The sequence below is a fragment of the Lacticaseibacillus zeae subsp. silagei genome (assembly GCF_030770335.1).
GTDB lineage: Bacteria > Bacillota > Bacilli > Lactobacillales > Lactobacillaceae > Lacticaseibacillus > Lacticaseibacillus zeae.
Genome location: NZ_CP132484.1, coordinates 1770555 through 1791669 on the forward strand (window position 1 = coordinate 1770555; position 21115 = coordinate 1791669).

21 protein-coding genes are annotated in these 21115 nt (G+C 48.6%); 2 read left to right on the forward strand and 19 right to left on the reverse strand.

Going from position 1 to position 21115, the window contains the following annotated elements; genetic code table 11:
- Positions 1-15: 15 nt before the first annotated feature.
- The 6 genes from LACZS1_RS08390 to LACZS1_RS08415 form a co-directional block, all read right to left on the reverse strand.
- Complete coding sequence (locus LACZS1_RS08390) at positions 16-1485, reverse strand: S41 family peptidase (RefSeq protein ID WP_438361356.1); 1470 nt, start codon at positions 1483-1485, stop codon at positions 16-18.
- A complete protein-coding gene (locus LACZS1_RS08395; protein ID WP_010488395.1) occupies positions 1427-1669 on the reverse strand; it encodes a YozE family protein in 243 nt (80 codons plus the stop codon). The genes LACZS1_RS08390 and LACZS1_RS08395 overlap by 59 nt, the downstream gene beginning before the upstream one ends.
- 2 nt (positions 1670-1671) lie before the next feature.
- Complete coding sequence (gene msrA / locus LACZS1_RS08400; protein ID WP_070651845.1) at positions 1672-2190, reverse strand: peptide-methionine (S)-S-oxide reductase MsrA; 519 nt, start codon at positions 2188-2190, stop codon at positions 1672-1674.
- A gap of 24 nt (positions 2191-2214) precedes the next feature.
- Positions 2215-2856, reverse strand: a complete 642-nt coding sequence (locus tag LACZS1_RS08405; protein WP_070651844.1) for a YpmS family protein — start codon at positions 2854-2856, stop codon at positions 2215-2217.
- A gap of 5 nt (positions 2857-2861) precedes the next feature.
- Positions 2862-3707: an SGNH/GDSL hydrolase family protein gene (locus LACZS1_RS08410; protein WP_070651843.1), complete on the reverse strand. Its 846-nt coding sequence runs from the start codon at positions 3705-3707 to the stop codon at positions 2862-2864.
- Between the two features lie 369 nt (positions 3708-4076).
- Positions 4077-4919: a DegV family protein gene (locus LACZS1_RS08415; protein WP_025013421.1), complete on the reverse strand. Its 843-nt coding sequence runs from the start codon at positions 4917-4919 to the stop codon at positions 4077-4079.
- 193 nt (positions 4920-5112) lie between these two features.
- Between LACZS1_RS08415 and trhA the strand changes: the two genes are divergently transcribed.
- Positions 5113-5754 (forward strand): PAQR family membrane homeostasis protein TrhA, encoded by a 642-nt coding sequence (gene trhA / locus LACZS1_RS08420; protein WP_025013422.1) that lies wholly within the window; start codon positions 5113-5115, stop codon positions 5752-5754.
- A gap of 132 nt (positions 5755-5886) precedes the next feature.
- Here the strand turns inward: trhA and LACZS1_RS08425 are convergent, their stop codons facing one another.
- The 5 genes from LACZS1_RS08425 to LACZS1_RS08445 form a co-directional block, all read right to left on the reverse strand.
- Positions 5887-6378, reverse strand: coding sequence for a dihydrofolate reductase (locus LACZS1_RS08425; protein ID WP_070651842.1), 492 nt, complete (start codon positions 6376-6378; stop codon positions 5887-5889).
- Positions 6379-6495: 117 nt separating this feature from the next.
- A complete protein-coding gene (locus LACZS1_RS08430; protein ID WP_070651841.1) occupies positions 6496-7446 on the reverse strand; it encodes a thymidylate synthase in 951 nt (316 codons plus the stop codon).
- A 27-nt stretch (positions 7447-7473) separates the two neighbouring features.
- A complete protein-coding gene (locus tag LACZS1_RS08435; RefSeq protein WP_093997836.1) occupies positions 7474-9366 on the reverse strand; it encodes an ABC-F family ATP-binding cassette domain-containing protein in 1893 nt (630 codons plus the stop codon).
- A gap of 95 nt (positions 9367-9461) precedes the next feature.
- On the reverse strand, positions 9462-9917 hold the full coding sequence (locus LACZS1_RS08440) for a hypothetical protein (protein ID WP_010488414.1): 456 nt from the start codon (positions 9915-9917) through the stop codon (positions 9462-9464).
- Between the two features lie 125 nt (positions 9918-10042).
- Positions 10043-11239 (reverse strand): CCA tRNA nucleotidyltransferase, encoded by a 1197-nt coding sequence (locus LACZS1_RS08445; RefSeq protein ID WP_070651839.1) that lies wholly within the window; start codon positions 11237-11239, stop codon positions 10043-10045.
- Positions 11240-11340: 101 nt separating this feature from the next.
- Between LACZS1_RS08445 and LACZS1_RS08450 the strand changes: the two genes are divergently transcribed.
- Positions 11341-12219: a YitT family protein gene (locus tag LACZS1_RS08450; protein WP_047106109.1), complete on the forward strand. Its 879-nt coding sequence runs from the start codon at positions 11341-11343 to the stop codon at positions 12217-12219.
- Between the two features lie 11 nt (positions 12220-12230).
- Here the strand turns inward: LACZS1_RS08450 and LACZS1_RS08455 are convergent, their stop codons facing one another.
- The 8 genes from LACZS1_RS08455 to LACZS1_RS08490 all read right to left on the reverse strand — a co-directional run bounded on the left by LACZS1_RS08455 (position 12231) and on the right by LACZS1_RS08490 (position 21114).
- Positions 12231-13499 (reverse strand): tetratricopeptide repeat protein, encoded by a 1269-nt coding sequence (locus LACZS1_RS08455; protein ID WP_306402836.1) that lies wholly within the window; start codon positions 13497-13499, stop codon positions 12231-12233.
- Positions 13500-13924: 425 nt separating this feature from the next.
- The gene (locus tag LACZS1_RS08460) at positions 13925-14200 is read right to left on the reverse strand and encodes an HU family DNA-binding protein (protein ID WP_003658248.1); all 276 of its coding nucleotides are present in this window, start codon (positions 14198-14200) and stop codon (positions 13925-13927) included.
- Positions 14201-14433: 233 nt separating this feature from the next.
- Positions 14434-15741, reverse strand: coding sequence for a ribosome biogenesis GTPase Der (gene der, locus LACZS1_RS08465; RefSeq protein ID WP_070651837.1), 1308 nt, complete (start codon positions 15739-15741; stop codon positions 14434-14436).
- Positions 15742-15882: 141 nt separating this feature from the next.
- Positions 15883-17196 (reverse strand): 30S ribosomal protein S1, encoded by a 1314-nt coding sequence (gene rpsA, locus LACZS1_RS08470; RefSeq protein WP_093997835.1) that lies wholly within the window; start codon positions 17194-17196, stop codon positions 15883-15885.
- 88 nt (positions 17197-17284) lie between these two features.
- Positions 17285-17950 (reverse strand): (d)CMP kinase, encoded by a 666-nt coding sequence (cmk, locus tag LACZS1_RS08475; RefSeq protein ID WP_070651835.1) that lies wholly within the window; start codon positions 17948-17950, stop codon positions 17285-17287.
- 65 nt (positions 17951-18015) lie between these two features.
- Positions 18016-18678, reverse strand: coding sequence for a LysM peptidoglycan-binding domain-containing protein (locus LACZS1_RS08480; RefSeq protein WP_070651834.1), 663 nt, complete (start codon positions 18676-18678; stop codon positions 18016-18018).
- Between the two features lie 59 nt (positions 18679-18737).
- Positions 18738-20147, reverse strand: coding sequence for a RecQ family ATP-dependent DNA helicase (locus LACZS1_RS08485; protein ID WP_093997834.1), 1410 nt, complete (start codon positions 20145-20147; stop codon positions 18738-18740).
- Positions 20134-21114 (reverse strand): helix-turn-helix domain-containing protein, encoded by a 981-nt coding sequence (locus LACZS1_RS08490; RefSeq protein ID WP_070651832.1) that lies wholly within the window; start codon positions 21112-21114, stop codon positions 20134-20136. Before LACZS1_RS08490 ends, LACZS1_RS08485 begins: the two co-directional genes overlap by 14 nt.
- Position 21115 lies beyond the last annotated feature (1 nt).

Genomic DNA, 21115 nt, shown 5'->3' on the forward strand with positions numbered 1-21115 from the left:
CAACTTCAATCTAATCTACTTCGTGACTTCCTGCACCGCCGCTTTCACCATCGGATCATCTTTGGTCAGCTGATCACTCAACTTTTGAGCAAGGGCTGCCAAGGTTTCCTGATCGGCTGTGCCGGTTGCGTCGAGTTTGTTGGCTTGCTGGAAGGATTTGACGGCAGCTTGCGTCGCGTCGTCGTACTGGCTGTTAACGTTAACCGTGCCGATTTTCAAAGCCGTCAGCATCTGCTGCAAGGACTTCACATCGCTGCCCTTGTCGCCGGGCTTGAGCTGGGTCGCATTGATTAACGTGATTTTGGCCGCAGCTGGATAGTCAACCTTCACATCGGGAGTTAAACCTTTGTGATTAATCCAGGTGCCGTTTGGTGTAAGCCATTTGGCAACGGTCAGTTTAAGCTCCTTGTTGCTGCCCATTTCGCCAACATTTTGAACGGTGCCTTTACCAAAACTCTTCTCACCGACTAAAGGAATATTGCGGTTTTGGTGAAGTGCTGCCGCCGTGATTTCGCTGGCCGAAGCTGAATTGCCATCAATCAACACCGCGGTTTTCTCAGTGATCTTAAAGCCGCCATCAAGCTTCTTGCCAGCTTTGTAGACCTCTTTGGCGCCGTTACGGTCTTCGATTTGCATCACGGTTTGCCCGTTCTTGGAAAACATCGAACTGATCGACAAAGCGGCTGTCATCATGCCACCGGGGTTTTGACGCAGGTCGAGCACAAAGGACTTCGCGCCTTCCTTGCGCAGTTTTTTAACGGTTGCTTTGAACTGCTTCACAGTCGGTTCACTGAAGGTGGAGATCGTGATGACACCAACCTGCTTGTTTTCCGGCGCAAGCTTGCCAGTCACGGTATCAACCGTAATCTTCTTGCGCTTCATGGAAAATGTCGCCTGCTTGTTGCCGCGCTTGACCGTCACTGCAACGGTTGTCCCGATTTTACCGCGAATTTTGTCAACCGCTTGCGTGACCGTCTTTTTGGCGACATCTTTCCCGTCAACTTTGAGCAGGACATCGCCTACCTGCATGCCGGCTTTTTTGGCTGGCGTGCCTGGCAAAATGCTGGCAATCGACAGACTGTCGTGATTTTGTTGAATCGTGGCGCCAATTCCCCCAAACGAGGCAGAGATGGTGTCGTCAAGGTCGGTTTTGTCATTGTTTTGCAAATAGACCGAGTAAGGGTCGTCAAGCGTCCCCAACATCCCCTTGATTGCCCCGTCTGTCAGCTTAGTCGTGTTCACCTTTTTGTAGTAATTGTTGGTGACTGTTTCGTACGCGGAAACGACAGGTGCCAATGCCTTAGGAACGCCGGTTTTCAGCACGCTTTGTTGGGCCTGCTGATACGACAAGGCATAGCCGCCTGCTGCACCGCCGCCAAGCGCAACTACAAAGATCAAAATGACCGCCCACAGTGGAACCTTGTGTTTATTGATTGGAATCGCCTCCTGTGCTTTCGCTGGCCAGATAGTCGTGGTACGTTTCATCAAAAATCGCCATTGTCGGCAGATAATTACCGTTTAGTTCCAGGTAATCACTTAGCCGATGGTAATCTTTCTCCTGTTTCGGAAAACTTTGATCCAGAAAAGCATTCTTGGCAAACTCGGCAATTTCCCCATGGTCATTGGGATTGCGCAATGTCATGAGATATTCGTAAAAAGTCCGATGCATAATTAGTCCTTCCAGTTTTTGTCAATAAAGTCCTGGCGTTGGGCATGTTCCATTGCGTACCGCCGCGGATTCCTGGCGTAAAATTGCTGATGCTCCGGTTCGGCCGGATAAAACGGTTTGGCCGGTTCAATCTGGGTCACAATCGGATCGGCAAAGCGTCCGCTGGCCTCCAACGCCGCCTTCGATGCTTCAGCCGCTTTGCGTTGTGCCTCATCTTTCACAAAAATAACCGGCCGATAATTGTCGCCACGATCCTGAAACTGTCCCATGGCATCAGTGGGATCGGTTTGTTGCCAATAGATTTCCAGCAATGCGGGATAGTCAATAACGTCTGCATCAAAAGTGATCTCAACGGCTTCAGTATGACCGGTCGTATGCGAAGACACCTGTTCATAAGTTGGATTAGGCACATGCCCACCGGTATAGCCGGAAACCACATTTAAAATGCCAGGTTGTTCCTCGAAGGGTTCAACCATGCACCAAAAACACCCGCCGGCAAAAATAGCAGTTTCTTTTTTCATGTTTCATCAGCCTCTTTCTAATGGTTACGGCTCATCAGGCAGATAAACCGCAAATTCAAGATCATCATTGGTGAGATCCAATTTGGTGGCCTTTAGTGTCATCCCATTTTGAAGTTTAAATTGGCTCAATTTTAGCACAACAGTTCCGGCCTTACTATTCAGACTTACCCAACGCGGGATTTTATAACTATTACCGATATAACTCATGACAAAACTAATCGGCACCGGTAACGCACCGACATTCAGATCCTTCGCTTTGAGCAGCACGTCGCCATTTTTCAGAACCAATGGATCGAACGTTAACTGAAATTTAACGGAATTGCCAAGGAATTTGAACTTACCGCTTAACGCAGCCTCGTTCGTACCCAGCGTCACCGCATATTTGACGTTGCTGTCACGCAAATAATTTTTTAAATAGTGGGCCATGATGCGATTGGCACTGGCTTTGGTGAGCTTCACTGTGAAAACCGGTTCATTCGTGGCCGTGGCGCTTTTAGCGGTTGTGTTGATGTTCACCGGTGTCAAAATTGTCTTCGTGAACCAGATACCGGTTCCCAGCAGTAACCCGACCAGCACAAGTAATGACCATTTCCACCAGTTAATCCCGGTTCTGATTTTTTTGGGCTGCGGCGTGTTTCGCTGACGTGATCGTTTCTTTGCTTCCATCCTACCTACTCCCACTCTTTCTTCGTTGCCTGTATTTGTTTCATAAGCTGCTTCGTCATCTGCGCATAACCAGCATTATTGGGATGAAAATGATCCTGAGAGAAAATAAGCGGATTACCTTCGCCGGAAGTTGCTTCTTTGAGCGCTTCTTTAGCCGAAGCCTTGTTTGCTGCTGTGTCCCCGCTCGACAAAACGCTGTCAATATCAACGTAGTAAACGTGTTTAAACTGTTGTAATGTTTTTTGAGTCGCTTGATTCCAGGCAGTGACGCTGTTGGTCATCGCCGTCATTTTTGGAAAATAAACGTAAAATGGATTGTAAATGCCAAAAACGTAAATCGGCGCAGATGGGTTTTCCTTGCGAATCGTGGTAAGCAGCGTCGTCAAGCGTTTTTGAAACGCAGCACTGCCTGCCGTGATTTGCTTTTCGGACAACGTCAAAAAGTGCTTTTGGAGGACATGCATTAAATCATTTCCGCCGGCAGTCACGGTAATGATATTGGCGCGTTTCAGGTCAGTACGGATCTTGGCCTGTTTGTTGATGCGGTTGAGAATTTGCGTGCTGGTGTCGCCACTAACCCCGTAATTTTTCGTAGTGACCTGATACTGGCCGGTTGCCTCTAAATCACTTTTCGTTAACCCGACATACCCGCCATTGTTGGTTGCGTCGCCGACACCATAAGTTAACGAATCGCCAACCGCCGTCAGCTGGATCTGTTTAGGCGTGCTCGAGGCAACTTTAACCTCACTAGGGTCGGTTGCCGGCCCAAACAGCTGCCACCCGCCAAACGCCAGCAGGCAGGCAATCAGCACGACGCTACAAGCTATAAAAATATTTTTTAATTTAGCCATATTGCCTCCCATAAACGCATGTGTTGTTGATCATAATAGATTATTGTACTTGACCGCGGGCGAATAAACAAAGGTGAATGCTTTTTGACTTGTTTTTATGGTATCGATACCAGTTATTTTTGCGTGGTGGTTGTTGGCGTTTAGCAAGCGGTGTTTGACTGAGTGCGGATGTGTCGTTGAGCCTACGCTTGGCTATAACGCGCTCACCAGCCCAGAAACCTCCACATAAGGACCTCAAGCCTGAATGGCCAAAAACCATCCATTTAAGCTTGAGGCCACTTATGCTCCGGCTCCTAACCGCGCCGGTTCACGCTCACAAACAAAAAAGGCCAACGCCTCCGCGCCAGCCGATCGAAGTTTATATAAAATTTAATCAACGTAATAAATGATCGCAAGGGCGCCGGGACCGGTGTGGGTTGCGATGACCGGATCGGTTGGCCGCACCAGAACCGGGACGCTTGGTAAGACTTCCGCAATGCGCTTGCCAACGTCTTCACCTAACTCGGTTGCACCTGCCGTTGAAATGCCAACACTTTTTATATTCGGCATTTTGGCCATTTGACTGATTGTTTCAGTGATAAAGTTATTGATGGTCTTCATGCCGCGGCCTTTGCGTAGCGCTGACAACTCGCCATCTTTCAACTGCAAAACAACTTTGATATTCAAGAATGACGAAATCAAACCGGAAACGCGACTAATCCGTCCACCTTTAACCAAGTTATCCAAACTCGTGACCCCTAAAACCAATGTTGTGTTGTCGCGGATTTGCTTGATTTTATCAAGAATCGTTTGCAGATCCTTACCGGCCTCTGCCATTTCCGCAGCTGCCAAAACCTGAAAGGCCAGCCCGCGATCCGTCGATAACGAATCAACGACCGTCACTTTGCCCTTTGCAAGTTGCGCGGCCTGCCGTGCTGAGTTAACGGTGCCACTAAGCGTTTCCGTCATATGAATCGCCAACACCTGGCTCCCATCGGCAGTCAACTTATCGAAAACATCCGTAAAAGTGCCGATTGCCGGCTGGGATGTCTTTGGCAGATTATGCGCCGCTGCCATTTCATCCATAAAGTCTTCGCGGGTGATCGTTTCACCGTCAATGTAAACCGTATTGTCAATCATAATAGTCAACGGAACAACCGTAATATGGTACTTGCTGATCTCTTCTGGAGTCAGTTGAACGGAGGAATCCGTGACGATCTTGATATTTGCCATGTCTGAGCCACGCTTTCTGTTAGGTTCGTCTACCGTCATAATTATAGCAAACTCCCTAACCAATGTCAGTATACATTACCTAGTTATCATAACTACATTGTGTTGTTTTGTAAACCGCAACATGGTAGAATTTGATATGTAGCAGCGACAGTCGCATTCAAAATTTACACGGCTGTCTTCAAGGAGGTTGGCAATGCGCGTGTCAAAATCAAGCCATTATGAATTTAACAATGAAATGTTTAGTGCCATCACCCATGCGTTCGCACTCGGCTTGGCTGTGATGGGAACCGTCATGTTAGGCGTTAAGGGAATCAACAGTGGTAGTCAGGTCGAATTATTCAGCCTTATCGGGTTCGGTGTTTCGCTGATGTTGCTCTACACTGCTTCAACTGCCTTTCATGGTTTCTATTTTAGCAAGGCCCGCCATGTTTTGCAGGTACTGGATCACTCCGGCGTCTTCATTTTAATCGCCGGTTCCTACCTGCCGTATTGCTTGGTGGCCATTGGCGGCAAACTCGGCACCGGTCTTTTAATCGCCATTTGGACTTTATGTCTCGGGGGAATTGGCTATAAGCTCTTTTTCCTGAATCGCTTCAAACATTTGGAAACCATGATTTATGTGGTGTTAGGTTGGCTCTGCGTGATCGGCATGGTTCCGCTATGGCATCACTTGGGCCCGGTCGGATTCAGCTTATTAGTGGCTGGCGGCTTAGCTTACACTGGCGGAGCGATGCTCTACTTACAAAAAGGCATTCCTTACATCCACGTTATCTGGCATCTCTTTGTCATTCTTGGCAGCCTGTGCATGTACTTATCGATTTACTTTTATCTGTAAACCAACCCAAAATAGCCACGAAAAAACGCCTCTCCCGTCATGTGAAGAGACGTTTTTTCGTGGCTATTGCTGGCGTGATTTTTTTCCCGGCATGTTTTGCTGGCAAATACTAAAACATACAGAGGTAGAGCCTTAAGCTTTCTTTTTCCAAACTTCATACGTGTGCGTCAAATCCGGATTGGCATCTTCAACGGTGCGGCTGGATACTTTGGTGAAAGCATCCCAGTCTAACGGGATCATTTTCGTATCGCCATCAAAGCTTCCGGCCAATCGTGTAACCAGTAAGGTATCAACGTCATCTTTAAAGGCCGTAAAGACTTGTGCACCGCCTGCGATGACGAGATCCTGATCAGGGTGCTGCTTGGCGTAAGCAAAGACTTCAGGGACATCATGCAGCACCACGGCTCCCGGCGCCTGATAATCGGCTTGATGAGTCAAAACAACATTCGTGCGCTCAGGCAGCGGCCGCTTAGGAAAGCTTTCGTAGGTACGCCGGCCCACAACCATGATTTTGCCCACCGTTTGTGCCCGAAAATAATGTAAATCATCCGGCAGATGCCAAGGCAAATGGCCATCCTTGCCGATAATGCCATTGCGATCTTGTGCCCATAAAAATTCGGTCATATGAATCTCCTCCTTGATCGTTGAAAAAATCCCCAAGTCCCTAGATAAGCAGCTTTGCTATCAATGGTCAAACTGATCATACCATGCGTCACATTAATGAGTCCCCTGACAAGCCCGTCAAACCGCAACCGGTGCTTTGATGGCCGGGTAAGGATCATAGTTCAGCAGCTTGATATCTTTCATCTCAAAATCAAAAATATCGTGCTTATCCGGATTCAAAACCAATTTTGGTGCCGGACGCGGGGTGCGTGTCAGTTGCTCTTTAATCTGGTCAATGTGATTGACATAAAGATGAGCATCGCCAAATGTATGAACGAACTCGCCGACTTTTAGCCCGCACTGGTGCGCGACTAAATGCGTCAGTAACGCGTACGAGGCAATGTTAAACGGGACACCCAGAAAAATATCGCCTGACCGCTGGTAAAGTTGCAAGGACAACTTGCCGTCATTGACATAAAACTGATAAAGCGTATGGCAAGGCGGCAATGCCATGGTCGGAACATCTTCGGGATTCCAAGCCGATACAATTAAACGCCGCGAGTACGGGTGGGTCTTGATTTGCTCGATAACATCCCCTAGCTGATCGATGGTTTGACCGGTACTGGTACGCCAAGCACGCCACTGGGAACCATAAACCAGCCCGAGATCGCCATATTTTGCAGCAAATGCATCATCGGTTAACACCTTTTCATCGAATTTAGCCATTTCTTCACGATAAACTTTTGCAAACTCGGGATCTTTTACCCGGCGATGACCAAAATCCGTCATATCCGGTCCATGGTATTCCGGGCTGGCAACCCACTTTTCAAACGCCCATTCGTCCCAGATATGGTTTTTATGTTGCAGTAAGAACCGAATGTTGGTGTCGCCGCGCAGGAACCACAACAGCTCACTTTTAATTAAGCCAAATGGCACTTTTTTAGTCGTCAACAACGGGAACCCCTTGCTGAGATCAAAGCGCATTTGATGTCCAAAAATACTGTAAGTGCCGGTGTGGGTGCGATCGGGTTTGAAATGTCCTTCATCGAGGACTTTTTTTGCAAGATCGAGATATGGCTGCTCTAACATCGTCTTTCCCCTTCTATCGTTCATTGCTCATACATATTGATCCAGCTCGGCGAACCGGTCAAATTTTTTGTCAATCGTCTGGTTGATTTTGTCAATCTTTGCCTGAAGATCACCTAACTTAACGTAATCTTCGCCGTTGACATCGGCCATTTCCGCCTTCACTTTGGCCAAGCGCTCGTCAAGTTCATCGAGTTCTTGTTGGAGTTTATCATACTCTATTTTTTCAGCGTATGTGAGTTTCGACTTCGCTTTCGGCGTAACTTTTTCCGGTTCCGGTTTCGTTGCGACAGGCTTAGCTTTGGGCGTCGCCGGTTGCGCGGCTTGCTTAGCCAGGTAATCGGAAAATTCGCCAACAGCACGGTCAATCTGGCCGTTGCCATTGAAGATCAGCAGCTGATCGGCCACTTTATCAAGAAAATAGCGATCATGCGATACGGTGATCACGGTGCCGGGAAAATGATCCAGATAATCTTCCAAAACGGTTAACGTCGCAATATCCAAATCGTTCGTCGGTTCATCCAAAAGCAAAACATTCGGTTGCCGCATGAGCACCTGCAACAGATACAGCCGCCGCTTTTCGCCGCCGGAAAGTCGCTCGATTAACGTGCCGTGCATACTGCGTGGAAACAGAAACTGCTCCAGCATCTGAGTCACCGATACCCGTTGACCATCTGCCTGGACGACTTCTTCGCCAACTTCCTGGAGATAGGTAATGATCCGTTTATTTGGATCGAGATCGGCATTCATCTGGGTGTAATACCCCAACTGAACCGTTTCTCCTAACGAAATCGTGCCGCTGTCCAGCTTCTGCTTGCCGGCAATAATGTTTAACAACGTTGACTTACCGGCGCCGTTTTGCCCGGTAATGCCGATTCGGGTTCCCGGCTGAACCAACCAGTTAAAATCGTTTAATATGACCTGATGACCGAAGCTCAGGTTGGCGTGGTTCATTTCGATCACTTTCTTGCCGAGTCGCGCACTAGCAATCTGAATTGGATCCAGTTGCTGATCAGGCGCCGGAGCATCGTCTTTTGCCGCTTGCAATTCTTTGAATCGATTGATGCGCGCCTGTTGCTTGGTTGACCGTGCCTGGGCGCCCGCGTGCATCCAGGCAAGCTCCTGGCGATAAAGCTGGGCCTGTTTGTGGTTAGCCGATTTTTCGGCCTCCAGTTGATCAGCCTTTTTGGCGACATATGCCTGATAGTTGCCTTGATACTGAAAAAGTCGGCCGCGATCCAACTCAAAAATGCGATTGGTGACGCGATCCAAAAAATAGCGATCGTGGGTGACCACGATTAAAGCGCCGCGATAATTACTTAAATATTTTTCGAGCCAGGCGATGGAATCAAAGTCAAGATGGTTCGTCGGCTCATCCAGCAGCAAGAGATCAGGTGATTCAATCAAAACCTGCGCCAGTCCTACCCGCTTTTGCTGCCCGCCGGAGAGGCTACCGACCCGAGCCGACAAGTCATCAATATGCAGCTGTGTCAGAATCGTCTTAATATCGGTTTCGGCCGACCAGGCGTCTTCTTGAGTCATGCGGGCATCGGCTTTGGTGTAGGCATCGGTTTTCGCCTGATTCAGCGGATCCTTGGTGTAGGCAGCCAGTGCCCGTTCATACTGCCGAATAGCCTGAAAAACCGGCGAATCGCCGCGATAAATGGCATCCATAATCGGCAGCTCAGGATCAAGATCAGGTACTTGGGCCAGGTAGCTGATGCGATAATTCTTCGGCGTTTTAACCGTGCCGGCGTCTAATGCTTCCAGCCCAGCCAAGGCGCGAATCAGCGTGGTCTTTCCGGTACCGTTCACCCCGATCAACCCGATGCGTTCGCCTTCATTGATTAAAAAGTCGATTTGTTTGAATAATTGCTTGTCACCGTATGCCTTGCTCAGGCCTTCTGCTGTTAGCGTCTGCATGTTGTCCCTCATTTCCCTTGTATCGTTGTCCATCTTAGCAAGAAGCAAGGCACAAGAAAAGGCCGACTCACTTGTCGACCTGTCTGTTTGCTGCCTTAAATCCGCGGGTATTCGTCGTCCACGGTATGTTGGGCATCGATAACGATGTAAAGATGACCATTCTTGGCTAGCTTGCTGGTTTGATATTCATTATCAAGCCCACTTGGATCTTTTTGCTTAAACGGGAAGTAAATTTGAACCTGCTTCTTGGCTTCTTCGTCAAACACCAAGTCCATCTTCTCGATGTCCTGGTATTTCGTGGCACGGCCAAACATCCCCATTTCAAGTGAACCGGTGTTGATGTCGCTTGATTTGACATGATCGGCTTCCGGCAAAATTTCAACCTTGAAGCTCTTGCAAGGATGAATTTCCTGAATCTGGCCGCCGTGAATCCGCCCATAGCTGGTGGTTACCCGGCTGATCCAGACATCGGCCAGCTCATCATGCTGGACCGTCCATTCATCACCATTACGAAAATGAAAAACCAATTGTTCAAAAACATGTTCTGCCATTAGAAATCCCCCTTCACGATCACACCAGCATCAAGGTTGGCCAGAAACTTTTGGGAAGCCTTGCGACCATGCATTGATCCTGATGTGACGTTGTTGTATGTGCTTACATGCTCATCATAACACACTCACTGCCGTTCTCGAGACATTTCAATTGCTGCAGGTAACAACTTTTTGGGATCATTGTGCAAAACACCGGCCACAACCTGTGATTCAACCTGATGCAGCAATTTTCCCATTTCGGGGCCGGGACGAACACCGGCTGTGATTAAATCACGCCCGGTCAGTGCTAGCTCCTTTTTGGCGTGAATTGGCAGCCGGGCATATGCTGCTGCCAGCGCCTGTCGATCAAAGTTCGGTTCCAGTAAGGCGGCCACTTCACCAGCAACTGCCACAGCCCGGGAGCCGGCAGTATACAAATCCCAGGGAGTCGGCATCGATATTTTGGCCAGCAGCGTCACCGTCTGACTGACTAGGTCAATTAAGTCGTTAGATTGCTTCCAGGCTTTTAAGGTTGGTTCCGGATCTAGCTTGAGCATAAAAAGCAGCGCGCTCCAACCACTGGCAATGCCGCTAAAAGGGGTGTCCGGCAGCTCGCTAAAGTGCCATAAAGCCGTTCTCTGGCCAGCCAGTGCCGGGACATACGCGAACAATCCGGTCGTCACAAAGTCTTGAATACCAAACCGCCGATCAATCCCGATCAAAAGCCGATTAAATTCCGCCGCAATCCGTTCAACCGAAATATGCTTTAGCAACGGAGCATTTGCCGTAATCGCTTCTTTGGTCGCCGGCTCAATGTGAAAACCCAGCTGACTTTCAAACCGGACGGCGCGCATCATCCGCAGCGCATCCTCGTGAAAACGCTCGTGCGGATCACCAACTGCCCGCAACTCGTGCTTTTTCAAATCGGCTAGACCGTCGAATAAATCAATAATCGTGCCGTCATGGCGAACGGCCAAGGCATTAATCGTAAAATCCCGGCGCTTGAGATCTTCTGCCAACGAACGAACAAATGTCACGTGATCCGGTCGCCGAAAATCCTGATACCGTGACTCGGTCCGAAATGTGGTAACTTCGTATCCCGTCCCATGGTCCAACACCATCACGGTTCCGTGCTCGATACCGGTATCGACGGTGCGCTTAAAAATGCGCTTAATCTCCTCCGGGTAAGCTGAACTGGCAATGTCGACATCATGAATCGGCAGCCCTAACAACGCATCGCGCACACTGCCACCGACAAAATAGGCTTCATAACCGGCTGCTTCGATTTTTTTTAAAATAGGAATTGCCGCTTGAAAATCAGGCTGCTTTAAATCTAACTGCATTTACGCTACTCCTTTTGTTTTGGTGTTGACCTCACCTCAAAAACACCGCAAGATAAGATTTCTGTTAGAATGAGCTTAAATTCTTTTTTGGGAGGCACCTTATGTCACGCAACATGCGGATTTGTCTGGATCTTTTGATGATTGTTCTCGGTTGTGCTTTATACGGATTTGGCTTGGTCTATATTAACATTGCCAACCACCTGGCAGAAGGCGGCGTCACGGGGATTACGCTGCTGATTCGTTACTGGTGGCACGTGGACCCGGCTTATAGCACGGTACTGCTTAATATCCCGCTTCTCATCGTGGGTTATAAGTTTCTGGGAAAACGGGCGTTGGCATATACGATTTTCGGAACGTTAATGTTGTCGGCATGGCTATGGATCTGGCAACGGGTCCCACTTAGCATCGACATTCATCATGATTTATTCATTTCCGGGGTACTAGCTGGTCTTTTTGGCGGTTTTGGCAGCGGCTTGATTTACCGCCACGGCGGCACAACTGGCGGCACCGATGTTGTGGCCAGAATTGTCGAGCAACAAACGGGGGTGCCGATGGGGCGGACCCTGCTCATTTTTGATGCAATCGTTTTGACCATTTCGCTGACTTATTTGAACCTTGAATTGATGATGTACACACTGCTGGGTGCCTACGTCTTTTCCCGCATCGTCAACTTTACGCTGGATGGCGCATATGCAGCCAAAGGTGTGCTGATCGTTTCGGACCACAGCCAGGCAATTGCCACGGCAATTATGAATGATCTTGAACGCGGCACCACCTTTTTGCACGCGGAAGGCGGCTTTGCGCATGATCGCAAGCAAGTCGTTTACGCGGTTGTTGCCTCAACGGAAATCGCCTATACGAAACGGTTGATCGAAGCCATCGATCCCCACGCCTTCATCAGCATTCTGGATGTCCACGAAGCATTAGGCGAAGGCTTCACTTACCAGAAGAAACGGCGACGACTTTTGTTCGGCCACTAATCCCTCGCACTTTAATCCGCCTCATCATTGAGTTCATCTAACCGCATTTGCATGTCATCATCGGTCGGCACCAGTTTCAGGTAACGAACCAAAGCAGCTTTGAGTTCGGCGCGGGCACCGGTTGACTGGAAGAAATCAATCAGATCATGAAGAAAGTCTGGCGAATCCTGGAAGCGATTGAACACTAACAGGTAATTCTCTCGGGCTTTTTTAACATCATCCAGCCGATCATAACTTTTAGCCATGTTCCAGTAAATCTGCGGGTCGACATCACCGCTGCGATCAATCTGGCTAAGAAAATCGATATTCTCCTGATCACGTTCCTGCTGAACCAGAAAATTACTCCAGGCCAACATATTGCCTTGATCTTCCGGATCGATTTTCAGTGCTTTTTGTAAATAATTTTCGGCTAAATCGGGATTATCTTCACTAAGCGCTAGTTTGCCGCCTAACGCGTATAAGTCGGGGTTCGTGTTATCGACCATAACCCCCGCTTGAACGGTGTCTAAGGCCTTATCAGGCTGATTCTGGGCCTCATACGCACGTGCCAACGGTAAATAAGCATTGGCATAACTTGGATCGGTGTCAATTACCGCCTGTAAGTTGGTAATGGCCTTGGCCGGATCATCCAACTGCAAATACAAACCGCCAAGTTCAAATCGGCCATTGAGATCCAATGCATCCACACCGACATCCTCATAAGCAGCCACTGCGTCTTCATACTGGCCGGTTTGCGCCAGACTGGCCGCCAGCCGTGCTTCAATGTTAACCCCGGCAAGTTCCTTGGTTCCACCCGCAAGAAGCTCGTTGTACGCCGCAATTGCCTGAGGAAAATGGCCCCAGTCAAAATAAAACTCACCAAGCGCAAATGTTACGACCGGCTCTTTGGGCGCCAGTTTCTTGGCTTCCAATAACTTCTGCTCACTAACTTCATACAACCCCAGTGTCTGATAAACATCGGCGGCGCTTACCAGACTTTGGACATAAGCCGGATCGCCTGGCTGAATGCGACTCAGATAGTTCAGTGCGGCATCTGTATCGCCGTCAGAAACCGCAATATCGGCTAAAGCAGTGGCCAAGTCGCCTTGATCCGGATAACGACCTAACAGGTCTTGATACAGCCGCTTAGCCTGACCATTGAAACCCATGGCGTAAAGTTCTTCAGCTAGATTATATTGGGTTTCGTCGTCATCATGCTTCAAAACCTGCGTAAAAAGTTGCCGCGCCGTTTCCATCTGACCTGCTTCAAGTGCATCGAGCATTTTTTGTGCGTAACTCATAGCTGCCTCCGTATCTGAAAAGCCAAAATAAATTCCATATGCATAAGTTTAACATGTGTGAGCGTGAACCTGCGCGGAAGAAGCCGGAGTGTAAGTGGCCTTGGGCGTGATTGGCGGGCTTTGCCATTGCGACCGAGGCCCTTACACGCAGGTTTCTGCGCCGGTGAACGCGTTAATGTGGGCGTGAACCGGCGTGCTTAGAAGTCAGCGTGTAAGTGGCCTTAGCGTGATGGCCAGGGCTTAGGCCATTGCGACTAAGGTCCTTACACGTAGACTTCTGCGCCAGTGAACGCGTTAATGTGAGCGTGAACCGGTACTTGAGCCAGTAACCACATCATGACTTATCACTGCCAAAACGCGCAAAAACCGAGTCCGCTAAGACTCGGTTTTTGGTGATGCTTTAATAGCTGACTCAATTGAACCGTTTATTTAACGGCATCCTTGAGTGCCTTACCAGGCTTGAATGCTGGTACTTTAGATGCTGGGATCTTGATCTCGGCACCGGTTTGTGGGTTGCGACCCTTACGAGCAGCACGCTCACGAACTTCGAAGTTACCAAAGCCGATTAATTGAACCTTGTCACCCTTTGAAAGGGAATCCTGGATAGAACCGAAAACTGCATCAACAGCTGCGGTTGCGTCCTTCTTGGTCAAACCGGTTGCGGTTGCAACGCTTTCGATCAATTCTGCTTTGTTTGCCATGAACATTTCACCTCCATAATTGATTAGGTGCGTGAACACCTAAACATGTTCATTCCTGACCGCTCAGGAATGAAGAAACAATGATAATTATGTATCACCATTTCAGGTTTAAACATAGCACAGCAAGCCCGCCGCGACAAGGTTTTTGCCAAAATTTTTGTCCGAAAATCGCGGATTGGTTATCGAAAATCTCGATTTATTGAATGAAAAGTCATTATCCAACATTGTAAAATTTATTTACGTTGACGGGCAATGACGTGAATCGGCGTTCCACTAAAATCAAATGCTTGACGCAACTGGTTTATGAGAAAACGCTCGTAAGAAAAGTGCAATAAATCAGGATCATTCACGAAAACCACGAAAGTTGGCGGTTTGACGGCCACTTGGGTCATATAATAAATTCGCAAGCGTTTCCCATTAACTGTCGGTGTTGGTGTGACAGTAATGGCATCCATCAAGACATCATTCAACACACTACTCTGAATTCGGCGGGTTTGGTTTTCTGAAACCTCGACGATCATTGCTGGCAAGCTCTGTAAACGCTGTTTGGTCTTGGCTGAGACAAAAATAATCGGCGCATAATCCAGATATTGGAATTCCTGACGAATCAAATTCTCAAAGTCTTTCATGGTGTGATTATCTTTTTCGACCGTATCCCATTTATTCACCACGATAATAATGCCGCGACCGGCTTCATGAGCATAGCCGGCGACTTTCTTGTCCTGCTCGCGAATGCCTTCTTCCGCATTAATCACAACCAAAACCACGTCCGACCGGTCAATCGCACGTAAAGCCCGCAGTACGGCGTATTTTTCCGTATTTTCGTAAACCTTGCCGCGTTTACGAATTCCGGCGGTATCAATCATGGTAAATGTTTCGCCATCGGTTTCAAACTTGGTATCAATTGCATCACGGGTGGTGCCTTCAATGGGACTCACGATGACGCGATTTTCGCCCAGAATAGCATTCACCAGCGATGACTTCCCGACATTCGGGCGGCCAATCAAACTAAACTTGATACTATCGTCTTCAACTGAATTGGCTTCTTTCGGGAATGCCGCCAAAACAGCATCCAAAACATCGCCTAAACCGATGCCATGGGTACCGGAAAGCGGAAACGGTTCACCAAAGCCTAATGAATAAAAGTCATAGATATCCTGTCGGCGCTCTGGATTATCGACTTTGTTTACAGCCAAAACAACCGGCTTTTTCGCTCGATAAAGTATCTGCGCGACCCGTTCATCAGCGTCAGTGACACCTGCTTCGACACTGGTAAGAAACAGAATCACATCGGCTTCCTCAATGGCAATTTCAGCCTGATCTTTAATTTGGGACAGAAACGGCTCATCGCCGAGATCAATCCCGCCAGTATCGATCACCGCGAATTCTTTGCCTAGCCATTCGCTTTTACCGTAAATCCGGTCGCGCGTGACGCCTGGCGTATCTTCAACAATCGAAACCCGTTCACCGAGAATCCGATTAAAAATAGTTGATTTGCCGACGTTGGGCCGACCGACAATGGCAAGTGTTGGTAAAACCATATAGTGGCCTCCTTTCTTTGCTGAGGTCTTTTATTAGCACTTTTAAAATGTATCGCAACCGATCCGCTAATTTTATGTGCAACAGACCGTTAGCCATAAAAAAAGTTGAGCCAAGGCTCAACTTTTTAAAGGACGGAACAATTACTTGTTGTCATCCTGATCATCGTTCTTACCTTTAGCAGCGTCTTTCAACGCATCGCCCAAGATATCGCCGAGTGAGAAGCCGGAATCATCTTGCTGATACTCAGCAGGAATCGATGTCGACTGATGACGATCATTGCCACGACGCGGACGGGATGAGCGGCGACGTTCGTTGTTGCCGTTGTTATTGCCGCCTTCGTGCGCTGGCGCTTCGCTGGCGCCTGCCGGACGATCCTGCAATGCTTTGATGGACAATGCCAAGCGGTGTGCGTCAGGGTCAACTGACAGCACTTTAACCTTCACTTCTTGGCCTTCCTTTAAAACATCTGCTGGCGTTGCAACATGTTCATGTGAAATCTGGGAAATATGAACAAGGCCTTCGACACCAGGGAATACTTCGACAAATGCGCCAAATGTCGTCAAACGCTTAACCGTGCCGGTCAAAACTGAGCCAGCTGGTGCTTTTTCTTCAATATTATCCCATGGCTGTGGCAAGGTTGCCTTGATGGACAAGGAGATCCGATTACGGTCAGGATCAACATTCAAAACCTTAACCTTAATCTCTTGACCAACCTTCAAGACATCGCTTGGCTTATCAACATGGTCGAATGAAATTTCAGACACATGAACCAAACCATCCACACCACCGAGATCGACAAAGGCACCAAAGTTGGTTAAACGCGCAACCTTGCCTTCAACAACATCGCCAGGCTGAATCTTAGCAAAGATTTCTTTGCGTGCTTCAGCTTTGCTTGCTTCAACAATCGGTCGATGCGAAAGAATCAAACGGTTTTCACTAGGTTCGATTTCAATAATCTTAAATTCGAGTTCTTTGCCTTTATATTGATTGAGATCTTCTACAAAGTGATCTTCAACCATCGATGCCGGAACAAAGCCACGAACACCGGCATTAACGACCAAGCCGCCTTTAACAACGCTGGTAACAGGTGCCGTGATGGTTTCGCCGGCCTCATATTTAGCCTGGATTTCTTTCCAAACCTTTTGTGCTTCCAGACGGCGCTTGGACAGCAGGAACTGACCATTTTCTTTATCTTTGCCAACCGTTGAAAGCACAACTAAATCAAGTTTGTCGCCGACCTTGGCAACATCGTGAATGTCATCGATTGGCTGAGTTGATAACTCTTTGATCGGGACCACGCCTTCGACGCCTGTTCCTTCGATCCCAACGATCAATTGTTTATCTTCAACAGCAAGGACATCAGCCTTGACAGTGTCACCAATCTTTACCGTAGTGACACTCTTAAGGGCGTCCGCCATTGTTTCGGTGTTCTCATTAACGTTATTATCACTCATGCCAAAAAATCCTCCTATGCAGCTGTATACTGAATCTATTGTACTTGAAAACGAAACAAATTACCAGCGCTTATTTCGCTCCGGTTAACTAATGCGTTTTCGTTTCTGCCACTAGTGTAAGAATCCGCGCCACGACCTCATCAATCGACATATTCGTCGTATCGATCCGAATCGCGTCAGACGCCTGCCGTAACGGCGACACCGCCCGATGGGAATCTTTACGGTCACGCTCGGCAATTTCAGACTCAAGTGTGGCCAGTGGTGTCGTGATCCCCTTTTGAACATTTTCTTTATAGCGCCGCTTAGCACGCTCTGTAACTGACGCTACCATGAAAATTTTCAAAGCAGCGTTTGGCAAAACGGTTGTCCCGATATCGCGACCATCCATCACAATATCATGGGTCGCCGCAATATCGCGTTGCCGCTTGACCAATTCAGTTCGCACGCGGGGTAATGCAGAAACCTGGGACACATTATTCGTCACATCAGGTTCACGGATGGCCAGTGTCACGTCTTCGTCATTCATGAAAACCCGTTGTTCCGTTTCGCCGGGTGCAAACCGAATCACCATCTTGGCGAGATGTTGCATAATGGCTGATTCGTCGTCCAGCGGTAATTGATCCTTAAGCGCCATATATGTGACGGTACGATACATCGCACCGGTATCGCAATAAATAAAGCCCAATTTCTTGGCGACAAGTTTTGCAATGGTACTTTTGCCGGCGCTTGCCGGGCCGTCGATCGCAATCTGCATGAATTTCCTCCACAACACACGCCCCTGTTCATCATGTCAATGGTTCGAACAGGGGCGCGTTACATTTATTTCACTTTTAAAACGGTCCCGGGGGTCAGGCTGGAATTGGCGCTAAGGCCGTTTAACTGCAAAAGTTCATCCAGCGTCATCCCATGATTAGTTGCAATCCGATAAAGATTATCCCCAGACTTAACCGTGTATGAATTGGCCGCCGCAGTACTGGCCTGACTCGGCGTTGCAGTGCTCGCTGCAGACGCCGCTGCGCTAGGCTGTGTTTGTACAGAGGCGCTGCTGGCTTCCTCCGATGCCTTACCCGTCTCCTGCTGTTGAGTCGACGACTGCTGTGCCGGCTGCTGGCTACTTGCTTCTTTCTTAGAAGTTTTTGCCGCTTTAGAAGATTTTTCGGACTTTTTAACTTTTGATCGATGGCTGGCTTTCTTGGCGCTTTGAATCACCACTTTGTCATTTGACAAATTTGAGCCACTGCTGCCTTGGCTTCCCCAAACCTTAACGTAAATAATTGGCGATAAAACGAGCAAAATCAAAATAATTGCCAAAATCCAGGTAAATTTTGAGCTGCCTTGGCGTTTCTTACGGGTGGCCAATCGACTTAAATTGCCTTGGTCATCACGATCATCATCGAAAAGGGTTTCCCAAGGCTTGTTTTGATCGTCACTCTTATGTTCTTGATCCGCACTGTCATGTTGGTGTTTATCTTTTTCGGCCATCACGAACCTCCTCACTACATGGATTTATTGTATCATATCGCGGCAAATCAGGACGCCGCTTATCTAAAGATTTGCCTAAAAACGGCTTGCCAGTGTTTCGGTGGGGTCGTTTGGTGTCCTTTTTCTGTGGCAAAAGTTTGTAAAACGTCTGGCATCACTGGGCCGCAGCAAAATGAGCCATGTGCCGGAACCGGTGAATCAAAGTGCTTAAGTAATAACGCCCGGCGACAACCGGATGCGTTGACAAAAGCTGCCATCGCCGTAAAACTATTCTGTTTTTCCGTCATTCGCTTTTCAAGTTGCTGCTGCGTTTGAAGCAGCGAAAAGCCGGCCGTAATATACGCTTCAATCAAGCTGACTTGCGGGTCATCAAAATTGCGATAAATTTCCGGGTGGGCAAAAATAGTCTGAATCATCGTTTGATCAGGCAGCATCCCTGCCAGCGCCTGACTGCGTTTCAGGTCATCCTGAGTCACCACCATCGCCGCTAAACTAGGCGCCCCATCACGTCCGGCGCGACCGATTGCCTGGTAATACGCTTCAAGCGATTCCGGTACATACAAATGAACAACAAGGCGTACATTTGCCTTATCGATGCCCATGCCAAAAGCACTTGTGGCGCAAATCACCTGAAGCTGATCGGATTGAAACTGCCGCTGAATCAAATCACGCTGATGCTGGTCCAATCCGGCATGATAAAAAGCGGCTGCCGTCCCGGTCTTTTGCAATTTGCCGGCCAGGTTTTCAGATGCTGCACGGGTGGGACAATAGACAATCGTCGGGCCAATGTTCGCTGCCATGATATGTTGAAGCTTCTGCCGCTTTGCTTCCTCGTTGGGACAGACGTCAACCCCGAGAAAAATATTCGGACGATCAACCGAGCCAGCGATCGTTACTGGATGCTGCATGTTCAGTTGTGTCAAAATGTCAGCGCGAACCCGTTCCGGAGCGGTTGCCGTGAGCGCCAAAACGGCATCAACGTGTAACTGGCTTCGAACTTGCCCCAACTGCAAATAAGCCGGCCGAAAATCCGGGCCCCATTGGGAAATACAATGGGCCTCATCGACTACAAACAAGCCTAAGTCAAGTTGCTTGAGTGCCGCCAAAACATCCTTACGCTGCAACATTTCCGGAGAGATGAAAAGATAGCGATACTGGCCCAGATTTCGCAAAACTTCAGGAAACACATTTGGGGCAATTTGTCCCGACAAAGCCAAGACCCGTTTCTCACCCGCTGCCTGCAACCGGCCCACCTGATCGTGCATCAAAGCAATTAACGGCTCGATAATCAAGGTTGGCTTTGCTTTGACGAGCGTTGGCAACTGATAACAAAGCGACTTGCCGCTACCGGTTGGCAGGATTCCCAAAGTATCTTGTCCCGCTAAGATTGCCTGAATAATTGCTTTTTGTCCGGGCCGGAAATGTTCAAAGCCAAAGTGGCCGGCCAATAAAGTTTCAAGTTGCGGCACGCGGCCATCTCCCTTGCATTTTAAAAATCTGAAACAAACGAATCTGAAAAAAATCACTGTCCGGAATCATCGCCAGTAACGCCTGATGATCCTGCCATTGATCCACCTGATCCAAAGCGTGATGCACCGCTGGCGGAATCAGTCTGGCTATCGGAACATCCTGACCCATGATAGCGGCTAATAGTAGATGCTCTTTGACAGTACTCATTTTGCGATGACTTTGTGCGGCAACCGTCGCCAAATCAACGCCTGACCGAACTTGCTTCAAGGTCGTTTGAGCCGGACGCGTCACCAACTCCTGCGGTCCACCCCACAAGGCATACCATTGATTCTTGGCTGCAGCAATTTCCTGAATCAACGCAGCTAACGCATTCACATTGGCAAAATGTGCCGATAATGTTGCCGGTTGGCGCTGACCTGCGTAATTGTGCCCGATTAGGTTGGCGGCGAGCTCATCAGCAAGTGACGCCGGTAATCGCTCAAAAAGATCGGTTAATTCATCAACCGCTGCCTGAACATGCGTTTGTCGATACCAGTGCTTCACAGCCTGCTGGGTTGCCCAATCAGTACTGATCGGTCGGTAAGCTTGCGAATGATAGCTGGCTTCGGATAAAACCTGAACTGCTAAAAAGAAGCGCGGTGCGAACCTGTCAACCCGCATCCATGGTTGGTAGTAAGCAGGTAGTGACACCTTCTGTGCTGCTTGAATCCGACGCTTTTGGCCGCTTTCCGTTAACACCAATCCGGTTTCCGTGGCCGCTAAACATTTTTGTGCTTTTAGCTTCGCCACGGCGGCTAAAAACGCCTCCTTCGATAATCCGGGATAAAGATGGAGCCATTGCAACTGATGGTGACTCAAAGCCGCATAGAGGATAGAAATGGTTTGTTTGCCGGTTAACAGCCCAAATACAGAACGTTCGCGGCGCGGTTGGGTATTAAAAAATTGAATCACCAAGTCTGGCAGCAAA

Coding starts and splice junctions, on each gene's coding strand:
- LACZS1_RS08410 (WP_070651843.1), bottom strand. CDS start 3,707: ATGGCTAAATTAAAAAATATTTTTATAGCTTGTAGCGTCGTGCTGATT.
- LACZS1_RS08435 (WP_093997836.1), bottom strand. CDS start 9,366: ATGCAGACGCTAACAGCAGAAGGCCTGAGCAAGGCATACGGTGACAAG.
- LACZS1_RS08390 (WP_438361356.1), bottom strand. CDS start 1,485: ATGAAACGTACCACGACTATCTGGCCAGCGAAAGCACAGGAGGCGATT.
- rpsA (WP_093997835.1), bottom strand. CDS start 17,196: ATGAGTGATAATAACGTTAATGAGAACACCGAAACAATGGCGGACGCC.
- LACZS1_RS08440 (WP_010488414.1), bottom strand. CDS start 9,917: ATGGCAGAACATGTTTTTGAACAATTGGTTTTTCATTTTCGTAATGGT.
- LACZS1_RS08430 (WP_070651841.1), bottom strand. CDS start 7,446: ATGTTAGAGCAGCCATATCTCGATCTTGCAAAAAAAGTCCTCGATGAA.
- LACZS1_RS08455 (WP_306402836.1), bottom strand. CDS start 13,499: ATGAGTTACGCACAAAAAATGCTCGATGCACTTGAAGCAGGTCAGATG.
- trhA (WP_025013422.1), top strand. CDS start 5,113: ATGCGCGTGTCAAAATCAAGCCATTATGAATTTAACAATGAAATGTTT.
- LACZS1_RS08415 (WP_025013421.1), bottom strand. CDS start 4,919: ATGGCAAATATCAAGATCGTCACGGATTCCTCCGTTCAACTGACTCCA.
- der (WP_070651837.1), bottom strand. CDS start 15,741: ATGGTTTTACCAACACTTGCCATTGTCGGTCGGCCCAACGTCGGCAAA.
- msrA (WP_070651845.1), bottom strand. CDS start 2,190: ATGAAAAAAGAAACTGCTATTTTTGCCGGCGGGTGTTTTTGGTGCATG.
- LACZS1_RS08425 (WP_070651842.1), bottom strand. CDS start 6,378: ATGACCGAATTTTTATGGGCACAAGATCGCAATGGCATTATCGGCAAG.
- LACZS1_RS08445 (WP_070651839.1), bottom strand. CDS start 11,239: ATGCAGTTAGATTTAAAGCAGCCTGATTTTCAAGCGGCAATTCCTATT.
- LACZS1_RS08450 (WP_047106109.1), top strand. CDS start 11,341: ATGTCACGCAACATGCGGATTTGTCTGGATCTTTTGATGATTGTTCTC.
- LACZS1_RS08460 (WP_003658248.1), bottom strand. CDS start 14,200: ATGGCAAACAAAGCAGAATTGATCGAAAGCGTTGCAACCGCAACCGGT.
- LACZS1_RS08480 (WP_070651834.1), bottom strand. CDS start 18,678: ATGGCCGAAAAAGATAAACACCAACATGACAGTGCGGATCAAGAACAT.
- LACZS1_RS08395 (WP_010488395.1), bottom strand. CDS start 1,669: ATGCATCGGACTTTTTACGAATATCTCATGACATTGCGCAATCCCAAT.
- LACZS1_RS08405 (WP_070651844.1), bottom strand. CDS start 2,856: ATGGAAGCAAAGAAACGATCACGTCAGCGAAACACGCCGCAGCCCAAA.
- cmk (WP_070651835.1), bottom strand. CDS start 17,950: ATGCAGATTGCGATCGACGGCCCGGCAAGCGCCGGCAAAAGTACCATT.